The following is a 12,360-nucleotide window of genomic DNA, read 5'->3' on the forward strand; positions in this document are numbered from 1 at the left end:
TCCGGTAGAATGCGGCTTTACCCTTCGTGTTGTGCCGCCCGATGAGCGACCTTTCCAGTTACAAGAACCGCCTTGCCAAGAATGCCAAGCATTGGGGCAAGTGGGCCCGCCGTCACGGCATTCAGTGCTACCGGCTGTACGACCGCGACGTGCCGGAGTTTCCGGTGGTGGTCGACTGGTACGCGGGCAAGGTGCATCTGGCCGAGGTCGAAACCGGCTGGGTCCAGACCGACGAGGATCACGAAGCCTGGCTGGCGGAAATCTGGTATGCCACGGGCGAGGCGCTCGGCATTGCCGAGGATGACATTGCCATCAAGCTGCGCCGGCGCCAGAAGGGCGAATCGCAGTACGAGAAAACCGGCGCAGAGGGCGACGAGTTCATCGTCGAGGAAGACGGGCTGCGTTTCATCGTCAATCTCGATGCCTATCTCGATACCGGTCTGTTTCTCGACCATCGCAACACCCGAAAGCGCGTGCGCGCCGAGTCGGCCGGCAAGCGCGTGCTCAATCTGTTTTGCTACACCGGAGCGTTTTCGGTCTATGCGGCGGCCGGTGGCGCGCGCGAGACGGTCTCGGTCGATCTGTCGAACACCTACTTGGCGTGGGCCAAGCGGAATCTCGCCGAAAACGGCCTCGATACCCCGGCGCATACGCAGGTCCGTGCCGATGTCCTGCAATGGCTCGGCGATGCCGAACGGGCCGGGGAGAAGTTCGACCTGATCGTCTGTGATCCGCCGTCGTTCTCGAACTCGAAGAAAATGGCCGGCATTCTCGATGTGCAGCGCGACCAGCGCTATCTGGTCGAAACCGCCCTCGATCTCCTCAATCCGGGCGGTGTGCTGTATTTCTCGAACAACCTGCGGCGCTTCAAGCTCGACGAATCGCTGCTGCCCCTGTGCGAGGACATCTCGGCGCAGTCGGTGCCGGAGGATTTCCGCAACAAGCGGATCCACCAGTGCTTCCGTTTCGTGAAACGTTGAACCGCGTGGCGAATCCCTATTACAGCGAACCGCTGGTTTTCGTCGATCTCGAAACCACCGGTGCGACTCCGGCCAGCGACCGGATCACCGAAGTTGGCATTGTTCAGGTCGACGACGACGGCGTGCGCAGCTGGTCCAGCCTCGTCAATCCGCAACAGCCGATTCCGCCCTTCATCCAGCGGCTGACCGGGATCGACGACGCCATGGTTGCCAGCGCGCCGACGTTTGCCGAGCTGGCCGAAACGGTGCTGGCAAAGCTGCAGGGCCGGGTGTTCGTCGCCCATAACGCCCGTTTCGACTACGGCTTCCTGAAGCAGGAATTCCAGCGGCTGGGGCTGCGTTTTTCGGCGCCGGTGCTGTGCACGGTCAAGCTGTCGCGCAAGCTCTATCCGGACCAGTTCAAGCACAGCCTCGATGCGCTGGTCGCACGGCACCAGTTGGCGATCGACGGGGACCGCCACCGCGCCCTGAGCGATGCCGCGCTGCTGCCGGCCTTTCTCGACGTGGTGCTGCGCGAGCATCCGTTTGAGGCACTGCACCAGGCCATTGCCGAGCTGTTGCGCCAGCCACGCATCCCGGCCGGACTTGACCCGGCGGTGGTCGACGAGTTGCCGGAAACCGGCGGTTGCTACACCTTTTATGCCGCCGACGGTACGGTCCTGCTGGTCGGGCGCAGCCACAACATCCGCAAGCGGGTGTTGCAGCATTTCGCCGCCGATGCACGCAAACCGCGCGAGCTGGAAATGCTGGGCAGGCTGGCCCGCATCGACTGGCGCGAATCGGCCGGCGAATTCGGCGCGATGCTCGACGAGGCGAGGCTGATCCGCACCCTCAAGCCGGTCTACAACCCGCGGCCGAAGAAAAGTGCCGGCGCGTGCGTGCTGCGCCTGCGCGAGGCGTGCGATGCGGCGCTGCTGCCCGAGGTCGTCGATCTTGCCGTCTTGGGCCCTGTCGATCCGCAACGCGACTTCGTGTTCGGCCCGTTTCGCGCGCGCCGCGATGCACAACGCCTGCTCGACAAGCTGGCCGATGGCACGGGTCTGTGCCGGCAGCTGCTCGGCCTCGAGCCGCGCCCCGTCGTTGCAGCACCCTGCAGCGCCCAGCCCTTGGGCAAATGCCGGGGGGCCTGCGTGGGCCGGGAGCCGCTGGCGACGCACAATGCCCGGCTGCTGTCGCTGCTGGCCAAGCACAGCTTTGCCGACTGGCCATACCCGGGGCCGGTGGGGCTGGCCGAAGGGCCGGCGTGGGCGCCCGAGATCCATGTCATCGACCGCTGGTGCCATCTCGGCGTAATCCACGACGCCAGCGAGCTTGAGGCTTTGCTGGCTGCGGGGCCGGCCGAATTCGATTTCGACGGCTACAAGCTGATCCAGTTCGAACTCAAGCGCCGTGCCGGCGAGGTGCTGCGCTTCTAGTCAGGTGCCCAGCGCCCAGTCGGCGGCGGCTTGCGCGTGGATCAGCGCGGTATCGAACAGGGGAGCCCGGCTGTCGCCGGCGGAAACGAGCAGGCCGATTTCGGTGCAGCCGAGCACGATGGCGCTGGCGCCACGGGTCGCCAGTGCAGCCATCTCCTCGCGGTAGATCGTACGACCCGACTCGGAGAACACGCCCTTGCAGAGTTCGTCGTAAATGACCCGGTGAACGCGTTCGCGGCCGCCGGTGTCCGGGATCAGGACTTCGATGCCGTGCTCTGCGAGCCGGCCGGTGTAGAAGGCCTGCTCCATCGTGTAACGGGTGCCGAGCAGGCCGATGCAAGTGTGGCCTGCGGCGCGAAGCCGGGCTGCGGTGGCGTCAGCAATATGCAGCAGGGGCAACGATGTGGCGGCTTCGACGTCGGCGGCGACCTTGTGCATGGTATTGGCACCGATCAGCACGACATCGGCGCCGGCGGCGGCCAGCCTCCGGGCCGACGCGGCGAGCAAGGCACCAGCCGCCTCCCAGTCCCCGCGCTCCTGCAGCGGCACCAGTTCGGCGAAATCGATCGAGTCGACAACGATGCGCGCGCTGTGCATGCCGCCGAGGCGTCGGGCGACGCGACGGTTGATTTCCTGGTAGTAGACGACGGTCGATTCCCAGCTCATGCCGCCGATCAGTCCGATGGTTTTCATCGGTTTCTCCATGGATGCAGTCATTGCCTTCAGCATCGCCGATCGTGACCGGGGCCGACAGATACACCTGATCGCCGACGATCCCGATACAAAAAAAACGGCTGCCAGGGCAGCCGTTTCTCAAGCAGGGCGGATGAAGCGAATCAGCCCAGTAGCGCCTTGATGTCGTCACCTTCGGCCAGCGTGTATTTGGCCGGGTTGTCGAGCAATTGGCCACCGTCGAAGCGGCTGACCTTGTAGATCGTGCCGAACGAGAACGTCGGCGCAGCCGCACCCTGGCCGCCGCAGACTTCGGCGCCACGGCGAACGTTGTCGGCCATCCAGCCCGGCAGTCGCAGGTGATAGGGGTTGCGGCGTACTTCCTCGACATGGCACGCCAGCGCGGCGATCAGGTCGGCGGTATCGCTGTTGCTGGTGGCGATCAGCGCGTTCGGTGCGTCCATCTGGCGCCAGAATTCGCTTTGCGCAACGGTGCAGGCGTGGCCGGCCCGCTTGAGTGCGTCGATGACCAGGAAGTGGGTGCCGATGTGCGCCGAATGGTAGTCGTTGTCGTGCGGGAGCACACAGACGGCCGGCTGGTATTTTTCGATCAGCGCAGCAAGCACGCTGACCTTCTCGGCCCAGGCCACCGGGTCATCGTTGCGGGTCTTCGGCGATACGCCCATCAGGCCGCCGGGAATGGTTTCCTGCAGTTCCCAGCCGAGCAGCTCGCAGGCGTTCGACACTTCGACCCAGCGCTCCGGCTGACGCTTCAGGTTGGAACCCTGGGTAACGGCCACGTTGACGACGCGGAAGCCGGCTTCGCGGCCAAGTCGCAGCGGCAGGGCACCGATGATGCATTCGTCGTCCGGATGCGGCGCAAAGATCATGACGACCGGGGCGTCGGCGGCGGGCGCGGCGCGGGTGGGCAGATTCAGGCCTTCGAGCGAGCTGTACAGCGGGGCATCCTGTTTTTGCAGCAGCGCGTCATGCGCTTGAACCAGATCGTGATAGGCGTGACTCATGCGGGGCTCCGTTCGGGGGAAACAGCGTATTGTGCAAAGCCAAAAGTATAGAGGCATTGGCTGACGCGGACCAAGCCCACCGTACCCGGGCTTGTGCTGGATCAGACGAGGCCGGCTGTCGCCTGGCTGGGCAGGCCGGTTTCGCAGGCATAATGGCGCTTTGCCACTATGCTGTTCGTCATGCTGCGCTATTTCCACACTTCGTTTGCCGTTACCGCGGTCGGCCTTGTACTGGCGTGGATGATCGGCGGCTGGGTCGGGCTCTGGGTCACCTTCAATCTGGCCCTGCTCGAAACCAGCCTGTCGTTCGACAACGCCGTCGTCAACGCGTCGATCCTGAAACACTGGGACGAGAAGTGGCGCCGCCGCTTCCTGCTCTGGGGGATGCTGATTGCCGTATTCGGCATGCGTCTGCTGTTCCCGCTGGTGATCGTCGGCGTGATCGCGCAGGCGTCGCCGCTGCCGGGGCCGATCTCGCTGTACGAATGGGCGATCAATGGCCACTGGCCCGCCAGCGACGTGCTGACGATGGCGATCATGCGCCCCGACCACTATGCCGCGACGCTGACGTCGGCGCACATCGAGGTGACCGCGTTCGGCGGTGCCTTCCTGATGATGGTGTTCTGGGCGTTCTTCCTGAACCGCGAGAAGCGCGAGCACTGGATCAAGCCGCTGGAGGCCGGGCTGGCCCACATCGGCCGGTTGAACATGGCGGCGGCGATCCTGTCGCTGGCCGTGCTGCTGGCGCTTGCGAGCGAGCTGCCCGAGCACGAGGCTTACCGCTTCCTCTCCGCCGGCCTGTGGGGCGTGGTGACCTATGCCATCGTCGAAAGTCTCGGGGCACTATTGGGTGATGACGGCGCGGCGGCCAAGACCGGCTGGTCAGGCTTCATCTATCTAGAGCTGCTCGATGCATCGTTCTCGTTCGACGGTGTGCTCGGTGCGTTTGCGCTGACCAAGAACATCTTCCTGATCGTGATCGGGCTCGGTGTCGGCGCGATGTTCGTCCGCAGCTTCACGATCCTGCTGGTTGAGAAAGGCACGCTGTCGACGCTCCGCTATCTCGAACACGGGGCGTTCTGGGCCATCGGCTCGCTGGCTGCGGTGATGCTGCTGGCACCGCTGGTCCATGTGCCCGAGGCCATGACCGGGGGGATCGCAGCGGTGCTGATTGTCGTTGCCGCTCTGCACTCGTGGTGGCTGAATCGCCGCGAGGCCGACCGCAAATGAGAAAACGGCCCCGAGGGGCCGTTTTTCATGGTGAGTCCCGAGCAGGGAATCAGTGTTTCGGTAGCGGTTCGCCGCGGGTCTTGTACAGCGAGTACAGCACGCCGGCGAGCAGCAGGCCGAAGGTCACCGTCAGCGACAGCACCGACGGGATCTTCACGTTCATGTACACGAGACCGATCTTGCAGCCGATGAACACCAGCACCACGGCCAGCGCGTACTTGAGGTAGTGGAAGCGGTGCACCATCGCTGCCAGCGCGAAGTACAGCGCGCGCAGGCCGAGGATGGCGAAGATGTTCGACGTGTAGACGATGAACGGATCCTGCGTGATCGCGAAGATCGCCGGGATGCTGTCGACCGCGAACACGAGGTCGGCGGCTTCGACCATCACCAGCGCCAGGAACAGCGGTGTCGCCCACCAGCCGGCCTTCTTGCCGATCGACTCGCCACGGACGAAGAAGTGGTTGCCCTGTAGCGTCGGCACCATGCGCAGATGACGCTTGAAGAACTTGAACATCCGGTTGTTCTCGATATCCGGGTCTTCGTCGTTGGCGAGCAGCATCTTGATGCCGGTAATGATCAGGAAGGCTCCGAACACCAGCAGGATCCAGCTGAACTGGTGGACCAGCGCCGCGCCGAGGCCGATCATGACCGCCCGCATGACGATGGCGCCGAGAATGCCCCAGAACAGCACGCGGTGCTGCAGCTCGCGCGGAATCGCCAGACTGGTGAAGATCAGCGAGATGATGAACACGTTGTCCATCGACAGCGATTTCTCGACCAGGAAGCCGGTGAAGTAATCCATCCCGGCCTGCGGGCCCTTGAACGACCAGACCCAAGCGCCGAACAGCAGGCCTGCGCCGATGTAGAACGCCGAGAGCTTCAGGCTCTTCTTGATGCTGATTTCATTGTTGCCGCGGTTCAGGAAGCCGAGGTCGAAGGCGAGCAGCGTGAGAACCACGCCGATGAACACGCCCCAAATCCATAATTCACTGCCCATATGATCCCCATTCGGTATGGCACTATTCTTGATGTAGTGGCCGCAGTGCGCGGCCGCCAGTTAGACACAGATAGTAAATGCTCGTGAGAGTTCCGTGCTGATCGATAGTCATTGTCACCTTGATGCCCCCGAATTCGATGCCGACCGTGATCGGGTCGTTGCTGCTGCTATCGCCGCGGGGGTCGGGCAGCTGGTCGTACCGTCCGTCGGCGCCGCGATGTTTGATGCCACGCGGCAGATGCGCGAGCGTTACGGCTGTGCCGTCGCTTACGGCCTGCACCCGATCTATGTGGCCGAACACCGTGACGAACACCTTCAGGCGCTCAGCGACCGGCTGACGCGGGAACCTGCGGTTGCAGTCGGCGAGATCGGTCTCGACTTCTATGTGCCCGGGCTGGATGCAGCAAGGCAGGTGGCACTTTTCGAGGCCCAGCTGCGCATCGCGCGCGAGGCCGACCTGCCGGTGATCGTCCATATCCGTCGCAGCCAGGATCAGGTGCTCAAGTACCTGCGCAAGTGGCGGGTTCGCGGCGGCATTGCCCATGCCTTCAACGGCAGCGCCCAGCAGGCAGAGGCATTCCTCAAGCTGGGCTTCAAGCTCGGCTTCGGCGGCGCAATGACCTATAGCGGATCGCAGCGCATCCGGCGACTGGCGGCCGAGTTGCCGCTCGACGGCATCGTGCTCGAAACCGACGCCCCGGACATCGCGCCGGCGTGGCTCGCCGGTCCGCCACCGGGCCGCAACGCGCCGGACCAGCTGCCGAGCATCGCAGCGGTGCTGGCCGAATTGCGCGGCCTTGATGTCGATACGGTGCAGCACGTCTGCATGACCAATACCGAGGCGGTACTCGGGCCGCTGGGCAGGCTGCAGGCTGGACAGCCGGGCTGATCGCGACCAGAATGCCCTGCATGTACCCGATACCTGCAATCATCCGTCCGGCCTCGTGCCGCTGGTGGCGCCGCTGAATTAGCGGCAGGCCGCGATGTTTGCGCGAACCATGCCGCCGGACCGGGCGGCATGTGTGTTTTTGCGGTACCGGTTCAGCGGCTCAGACCATTCCGATCAGGGAGCCCGCACGATGAACAGCAACGCCATTCCCCCGAACCAGATCATCCTGACCGGCGACCGGCCGACCGGACCGCTGCATCTGGGCCACTACGTCGGCTCGCTGAAGAACCGCATCACTTTTCAGGACCAGCATACGCAGTTCCTAATGCTGGCTGACGCGCAGGCCTTTACCGACAATATGGGCGACCGCGACAAGGTGCGCCGCAATGTGCTCGAGGTCGCGCTCGACTATCTGGCCGTCGGCATCGATCCGGCGAAAAGCACGATCTTCATCCAGTCGCAGCTGCCGGAGCTGACCGAGCTGACGTTCTACTATCTGAATCTGGTCACCGTGGCGCGGCTGGAGCGCAATCCGACGGTGAAGGAGGAGATCCGCCTGCGCGACTTCCAGCGTGACATTCCGGCCGGCTTCCTCGCCTACCCGGTCAGCCAGACGGCCGACATCACCGCATTCAAGGCCACGCTGGTACCGGTGGGAGCCGATCAGGCACCGATGATCGAGCAGTCGAACGAGATCGTCCGCAAGTTCAACACCAATGTCGGCCAGGACATCCTGGTCGAAGCCGCGCCGGTGATTCCGGCGCTGGGCCGGCTGCCGGGGATCGACGGCAAGGCCAAGATGAGCAAGTCGCTCGGCAATGCGCTGGCGCTGTCGGCGAGCGCCGACGAGGTCAGCAAGGCGGTGAAGATGATGTACACCGACCCGAACCATCTGCGCGTCGACGACCCGGGTCAGGTCGAGGGCAATGTGGTGTTCACCTACCTCGACGCCTTCGAGCCGGATATCGCCTTCGTTGACGACCTGAAGGCCAAGTACCGCCGCGGTGGTCTGGGCGATATGGTGATCAAGCGCCACCTCGAGCAACGGTTGCAGGCGCTGCTGGCGCCGATCCGCGAGCGTCGTGCCGAGTTCGCCAAGGATCCGGTCGAAGTGATGCGGATGCTGGCGCAGGGCACCGACAAGGCACGCGCTGTCGCAGCGCAGACGCTGTCCGAAGTCAAAGCCGCGCTGGGGCTCAACTACTTCTGAGTGCCATGGGCGCCGGAACGAAAAAAGCGAGGCAGGCGCCTCGCTTTTTTGCATGTGAAGGGCCTGCGTTCAGCCCAGCGCATGCCGGACCTCGATCAGGGTGCGTGCCGCCACATCGCGTGTCCGCTCGATACCGCGTTGCAGTTGCGTCGTCACGGCATCGCGCGACAGTGCGGCACGGCACTCGCGCAGCGGCGCGACAAAGGCTTCGAGGCAATGGGCCAGATGCAGTTGCAGCACATCGTCGGCGAGGCCGCCACGGCGGAATTTGGCCTTCAGGTCGTCAAGGAAGGGAATGTCGGTTTCGAAGGCATCGAGGTAGGCGAAAATCGGGTGCTGTTCGACACTGCACTTTTCGGTCGGCAAGGCCATGGTCAGGACGGCTGCGCGCAGTTCGGCGGGCGTCGAATTCAGGCGGACGTCGCGGCCGAGCGGTGCCAGCGCCCGGCGGGTGTCGGGCAGTGCCAAGGCTTCCGGCAGCAATTCGCGGCCGGCAAGGTGGTTGCAGTGACGGGCAATGCGGTTGGCTTCCGAGAGCTGTGCCGATTGCGGCAGCGCGGCCAGCGCCGGACGGATCGCGGTCATTGCGGTCGCCGTGCGGCTGGCCGGCAGCAGCGGGGCGAAGCAGCGGCCGATTTCGCCCAGTTCCGGGACCTGTTCGGCAACGAAGATCGTGCACTGCTCGGCATCGATGCCGACGGCCAGATGGTCGAGTACCGTTTCGAGCGGTGCCTCGGCGCCGTCGTCGAGCATCAGGAACGGACGATGGCGCTCGAGGAAGGGCAGGCGGCGGTTCAGCGTAGCCAGCGTATCGCCGACGGTGATGGCGTGCTGTGCCGGGTTGCCGAGCAGGATGGTGACGGGATTGCGGGGTTCGGTCATGGTATCGGTCCTTTGGATTTGGACCACCGACCAGGGAGGGTATCTTGGGTGCTGAAACAACGATGCCGCCTGATCGGCGGCATGTGTTCGTGTGTAGTCCTGGCCGCCTTTAGATATACGGGCGGTACCAATAATTCTGGCGGGAAAGGGGCAGGGACTTGGCGTTCATGGATTGCACTCTACGCGGATGAGTCCAGCTTGGAATGCGGGGAAACCCGTACTCGGCCTGTGTGAAGGGTGCCACATACCGGGCAGGCCGGATCCTGGCGGTACTTCATCTCGCGCCATTGCAGCGTGCGGGCGTCGAGCAATTGCAAGCGGCCGACCAAGGTGGGCAGACCGATCAGCAGTTTCAGCGCCTCGGCCGCCTGCGCCGCGCCGATGAGGCCGGTCAGCGGGGCAAACACACCGAAAGTAGCGCAAGGGCCATCCGATGCGTCGCCTTCCTCGCCGAACAGGCAGTGGTAACACGGATTGCCCGGGGCGCGCAGGTCGAACGTCGTCAACTGGCCGTCGAACCGGACCGCCGCGCCGGAAACCAGCGGAACGCGTGCGGCGACACAGGCCCGGTTGACCGCATGGCGCGTGGCGAAATTGTCGCAGCAGTCGAGCACGACGTCGGCCGTGGCCACCAGCTCGGCCAGCCGTTCTGCATCGACGCGTTCGTTCAGTGCGCGCACGGCCAGCGTCGGGTTGAGTGCCAGAATGGCCGTTTTGGCGGATTCTGCCTTGTTGACCCCGACGCGTGCTTCGGTGTGGGCGATCTGGCGCTGCAGATTGGTCAGGTCGACCGCGTCGTCATCGACGATGGTGATCGTGCCGACGCCGGCGCTGGCCAGATACAGCAAGGCCGGCGAGCCGAGGCCGCCGGCGCCGATGACCAGTGCATGGGCCCGGGCGATGGCCTGCTGGCCCTCGACACCGATTTCGTCGAGCAGGATGTGACGGCTGTAGCGCAGCAGGGCGGTATCGTCGAAGTCGGCGTTTTCGGAGGGGGCGGGTGAGGCGTACTGGGTCATGGCAATCGGGCTGGACGTTCAGCCGACAGTATACCCGTCGTCCTTGACCCCGAATCTTGCGTTGGCGCAGCGCAATTCAATCAAAGGTAGCGCCGCAACTCGTCAGGGGTGTCGTCATGGTCGCCATGCGGATGGCGCGTCCAGAGCGTGGCGTAAACATCGCGGGTTTTGACGTTGTGCTCCGGCAGGTCGAGATTGTCGCGTTCGACATCGTCGGCATAGTGGGCAACGGTGCGCTTGAGCTTTTGCGACGTCCGCTGGTCCAGGTCGATGCCGTGCGCAGCAAGGAGGGCTTCTAGTTCGGCCAGCGTACAGGACGACAGGGCATAGCGGACATGCAGCGTTCCGTCTTCGGGGCCCGGCATCGACGAGACACCGGGAAGTTCGTCGAGCAGGGCAGCAGCCCGGGCGGTCTGCTCCGCTGTTGTGCCGGGTGCCAGCGCAAGATCACGCTGCCGGATGTCGTTGAGGTCGGTCATGGCGATCTCCCTTCGTCGTACCCCAGTCTAGTCCCGCGGTCCGGCGGGCGCATCGTGCGGTGCAAAAAGAAACCCCGCCATCTGGCGGGGTTTTTATCCATTACTTCGCTTTGGGTTTGGCCGGATCGGCCTTGGGCTGATCCTTCTGCTGCAAGAGCTGCTGGACCTTGAGCACGTTGAACGCCTGCTGCAACTGGTAATCCTTTTTCGAGACCAGTTCGCGCGGGCTGTCCGCGTCCGGCTCGCTCGCGTCGACCTTGGGTAGCGGGGTCTTCGGACGGATCACGGCCTTGGGCTTGGATGCCTCACCCTTGCCGTCCTTGTCGTTCGGATTGTTGAGGTGATGTTCGAGGTCGGATTCGCGCACGCGCAGGCCGTTGTCTTCGCGGCCGTTCAGCGTGGCTTCTTCGATCTCGATGTCCGGCGTGATGCCCTTGGCCTGAATCGAACGGCCGTTCGGCGTGTAGTAACGCGCAGTGGTGAGCTTGACCGCCGAGGTTGCGTCGACCGGCAGGATGGTCTGCACCGAGCCCTTGCCGAACGATTGCGTGCCGACGACGAGCGCGCGCTTGTGGTCCTGCAGCGCACCGGCGACGATTTCCGATGCCGAGGCCGAACCGCCGTTGACGAGTACGACCAGCGGTACGTTCTTGATGTCCTTCGGCAGGCTGGCGAGGTAATCGCCCTTGTTGCCCGGACGCAGGTAGTTCTCGCGATCCGCGGTCAGGCGGATCTTGGCATCGGCGGTGCGGCCTTCGGTGTAGACGACCAGCGAGCCCTTGGGCAGGAAGGCGGCGGACACGCCGACGGCGCTGTTGAGCAGGCCGCCCGGGTCGTTGCGCAGATCGAGGACGATGCCCTTCAGCGGTGCCTTGTTGTCCTTGTAAAGCGTCTCGATCGCCTTGGCGAGCGTTTCGGTCGTGCGTTCCTGGAACTGGGTCACGCGGATGTAGCCGTAGTCCGGCTCGGCGAGCTTGAACTTGACGCTCTGCACCTGGATGACCGCGCGCTTCAGCGTCAGCACCAGCGGCTTGGCTTCGCCCTTGCGCAGGATCGTCAGCGTGACGCTGCTGCCGGCCTTGCCGCGCATCTTGTTCACGGCGTCGGTCAGCGACATGCCCTGGACCTGGGTGTCGTCGATCTTGGCGATGTAGTCGCCGGCCTTGATCCCGGCCTTGTCGGCCGGCGTATCCTCGATCGGCGAGACGATGCGGACCAGCCCGTCTTCCATGTTCACTTCGAGACCCAGGCCGCCGAATTCGCCCTGCGTGGTTTCCTGCAGGTCCTTGAAATCCTTGGCATCGAGGTAGGTCGAATGCGGGTCGAGGCCCGAGACCATGCCCTTGATGGCTTCGGAGATCAGCTTCTTGTCATCGACCGGTTCGACGTAATTCTGCTTCACCAGACCGAAAACGGTGGAGAAGGCCCGGAGTTCGTCGATCGGCAGGGGATTGGTGTTCGCGTCCTTGTCGGCAACGGCGTTGAACGACAGGGAGACAGCGACGCCGACGCCGGCGCCGACGCACAGGAGACCCAGTTTCTGCAGTTTTTGCTTCATCGTG

12 protein-coding genes are annotated in these 12,360 nt (G+C 64.3%); 5 read left to right on the forward strand and 7 right to left on the reverse strand.

Translation table 11 applies throughout. The features are described 5' to 3' along the window. The first annotated feature begins 41 nt into the window (after positions 1-41). Entirely contained in the window at positions 42-980 is a 939-nt protein-coding gene (locus JMJ54_RS12485) for a class I SAM-dependent methyltransferase (protein ID WP_203538891.1), read from the forward strand. Continuing rightward, positions 956-2,395, forward strand: coding sequence for an exonuclease domain-containing protein (locus JMJ54_RS12490; protein ID WP_203538892.1), 1,440 nt, complete (start codon positions 956-958; stop codon positions 2,393-2,395). The genes JMJ54_RS12485 and JMJ54_RS12490 overlap by 25 nt, the downstream gene beginning before the upstream one ends. Here JMJ54_RS12490 and JMJ54_RS12495 read toward each other — a convergent pair whose 3' ends face one another. Both JMJ54_RS12495 and JMJ54_RS12500 read right to left on the reverse strand, forming a co-directional pair. Beyond that, positions 2,396-3,088: an aspartate/glutamate racemase family protein gene (locus tag JMJ54_RS12495; RefSeq protein ID WP_203538893.1), complete on the reverse strand. Its 693-nt coding sequence runs from the start codon at positions 3,086-3,088 to the stop codon at positions 2,396-2,398. Positions 3,089-3,231: 143 nt separating this feature from the next. Continuing rightward, on the reverse strand, positions 3,232-4,092 hold the full coding sequence (locus JMJ54_RS12500) for a PIG-L deacetylase family protein (protein ID WP_203538894.1): 861 nt from the start codon (positions 4,090-4,092) through the stop codon (positions 3,232-3,234). A 168-nt stretch (positions 4,093-4,260) separates the two neighbouring features. Here JMJ54_RS12500 and JMJ54_RS12505 point away from each other — a divergent pair, with 168 nt between their 5' ends. Further along, positions 4,261-5,322 (forward strand): DUF475 domain-containing protein, encoded by a 1,062-nt coding sequence (locus tag JMJ54_RS12505; protein WP_203538895.1) that lies wholly within the window; start codon positions 4,261-4,263, stop codon positions 5,320-5,322. A 49-nt stretch (positions 5,323-5,371) separates the two neighbouring features. On the opposite strand, the gene JMJ54_RS12510 is transcribed toward JMJ54_RS12505, so the two are convergent. Further along, positions 5,372-6,319 carry a TerC family protein gene (locus JMJ54_RS12510; RefSeq protein ID WP_203538896.1) on the reverse strand — a complete coding sequence of 316 codons (948 nt, stop codon included), beginning with the start codon at positions 6,317-6,319 and terminating at the stop codon, positions 5,372-5,374. Between the two features lie 94 nt (positions 6,320-6,413). Here JMJ54_RS12510 and JMJ54_RS12515 point away from each other — a divergent pair, with 94 nt between their 5' ends. Together JMJ54_RS12515 and trpS are read left to right on the forward strand one after the other, a co-directional pair. Further along, positions 6,414-7,208 carry a TatD family hydrolase gene (locus tag JMJ54_RS12515; RefSeq protein WP_203538897.1) on the forward strand — a complete coding sequence of 265 codons (795 nt, stop codon included), beginning with the start codon at positions 6,414-6,416 and terminating at the stop codon, positions 7,206-7,208. A gap of 190 nt (positions 7,209-7,398) precedes the next feature. Beyond that, positions 7,399-8,418 (forward strand): tryptophan--tRNA ligase, encoded by a 1,020-nt coding sequence (gene trpS / locus JMJ54_RS12520; protein ID WP_203538898.1) that lies wholly within the window; start codon positions 7,399-7,401, stop codon positions 8,416-8,418. A gap of 69 nt (positions 8,419-8,487) precedes the next feature. Here the strand turns inward: trpS and JMJ54_RS12525 are convergent, their stop codons facing one another. From JMJ54_RS12525 to JMJ54_RS12540, 4 genes are all read right to left on the reverse strand, one after another. Further along, entirely contained in the window at positions 8,488-9,300 is an 813-nt protein-coding gene (locus JMJ54_RS12525; RefSeq protein ID WP_203538899.1) for a hypothetical protein, read from the reverse strand. 179 nt (positions 9,301-9,479) lie between these two features. Continuing rightward, positions 9,480-10,319, reverse strand: a complete 840-nt coding sequence (locus tag JMJ54_RS12530) for a HesA/MoeB/ThiF family protein (RefSeq protein WP_203538900.1) — start codon at positions 10,317-10,319, stop codon at positions 9,480-9,482. Between the two features lie 80 nt (positions 10,320-10,399). Continuing rightward, positions 10,400-10,798 carry a hypothetical protein gene (locus JMJ54_RS12535; RefSeq protein WP_203538901.1) on the reverse strand — a complete coding sequence of 133 codons (399 nt, stop codon included), beginning with the start codon at positions 10,796-10,798 and terminating at the stop codon, positions 10,400-10,402. Positions 10,799-10,898: 100 nt separating this feature from the next. Next, the gene (locus JMJ54_RS12540; RefSeq protein WP_203538902.1) at positions 10,899-12,356 is read right to left on the reverse strand and encodes a S41 family peptidase; all 1,458 of its coding nucleotides are present in this window, start codon (positions 12,354-12,356) and stop codon (positions 10,899-10,901) included. Positions 12,357-12,360 lie beyond the last annotated feature (4 nt).

Source organism: Jeongeupia naejangsanensis (genome assembly GCF_016865585.1).
GTDB lineage: Bacteria > Pseudomonadota > Gammaproteobacteria > Burkholderiales > Chitinibacteraceae > Jeongeupia > Jeongeupia naejangsanensis.

Excerpts from the sequence above, each read along its gene's own strand:
- JMJ54_RS12500 (WP_203538894.1), bottom strand. The coding sequence starts at position 4,092 with ATGAGTCACGCCTATCACGATCTGGTTCAAGCGCATGACGCGCTGCTG.
- JMJ54_RS12530 (WP_203538900.1), bottom strand. The coding sequence starts at position 10,319 with ATGACCCAGTACGCCTCACCCGCCCCCTCCGAAAACGCCGACTTCGAC.
- JMJ54_RS12505 (WP_203538895.1), top strand. The coding sequence starts at position 4,261 with ATGCTGTTCGTCATGCTGCGCTATTTCCACACTTCGTTTGCCGTTACC.
- JMJ54_RS12540 (WP_203538902.1), bottom strand. The coding sequence starts at position 12,356 with ATGAAGCAAAAACTGCAGAAACTGGGTCTCCTGTGCGTCGGCGCCGGC.
- JMJ54_RS12535 (WP_203538901.1), bottom strand. The coding sequence starts at position 10,798 with ATGACCGACCTCAACGACATCCGGCAGCGTGATCTTGCGCTGGCACCC.
- JMJ54_RS12495 (WP_203538893.1), bottom strand. The coding sequence starts at position 3,088 with ATGAAAACCATCGGACTGATCGGCGGCATGAGCTGGGAATCGACCGTC.
- trpS (WP_203538898.1), top strand. The coding sequence starts at position 7,399 with ATGAACAGCAACGCCATTCCCCCGAACCAGATCATCCTGACCGGCGAC.
- JMJ54_RS12485 (WP_203538891.1), top strand. The coding sequence starts at position 42 with ATGAGCGACCTTTCCAGTTACAAGAACCGCCTTGCCAAGAATGCCAAG.
- JMJ54_RS12510 (WP_203538896.1), bottom strand. The coding sequence starts at position 6,319 with ATGGGCAGTGAATTATGGATTTGGGGCGTGTTCATCGGCGTGGTTCTC.
- JMJ54_RS12525 (WP_203538899.1), bottom strand. The coding sequence starts at position 9,300 with ATGACCGAACCCCGCAATCCCGTCACCATCCTGCTCGGCAACCCGGCA.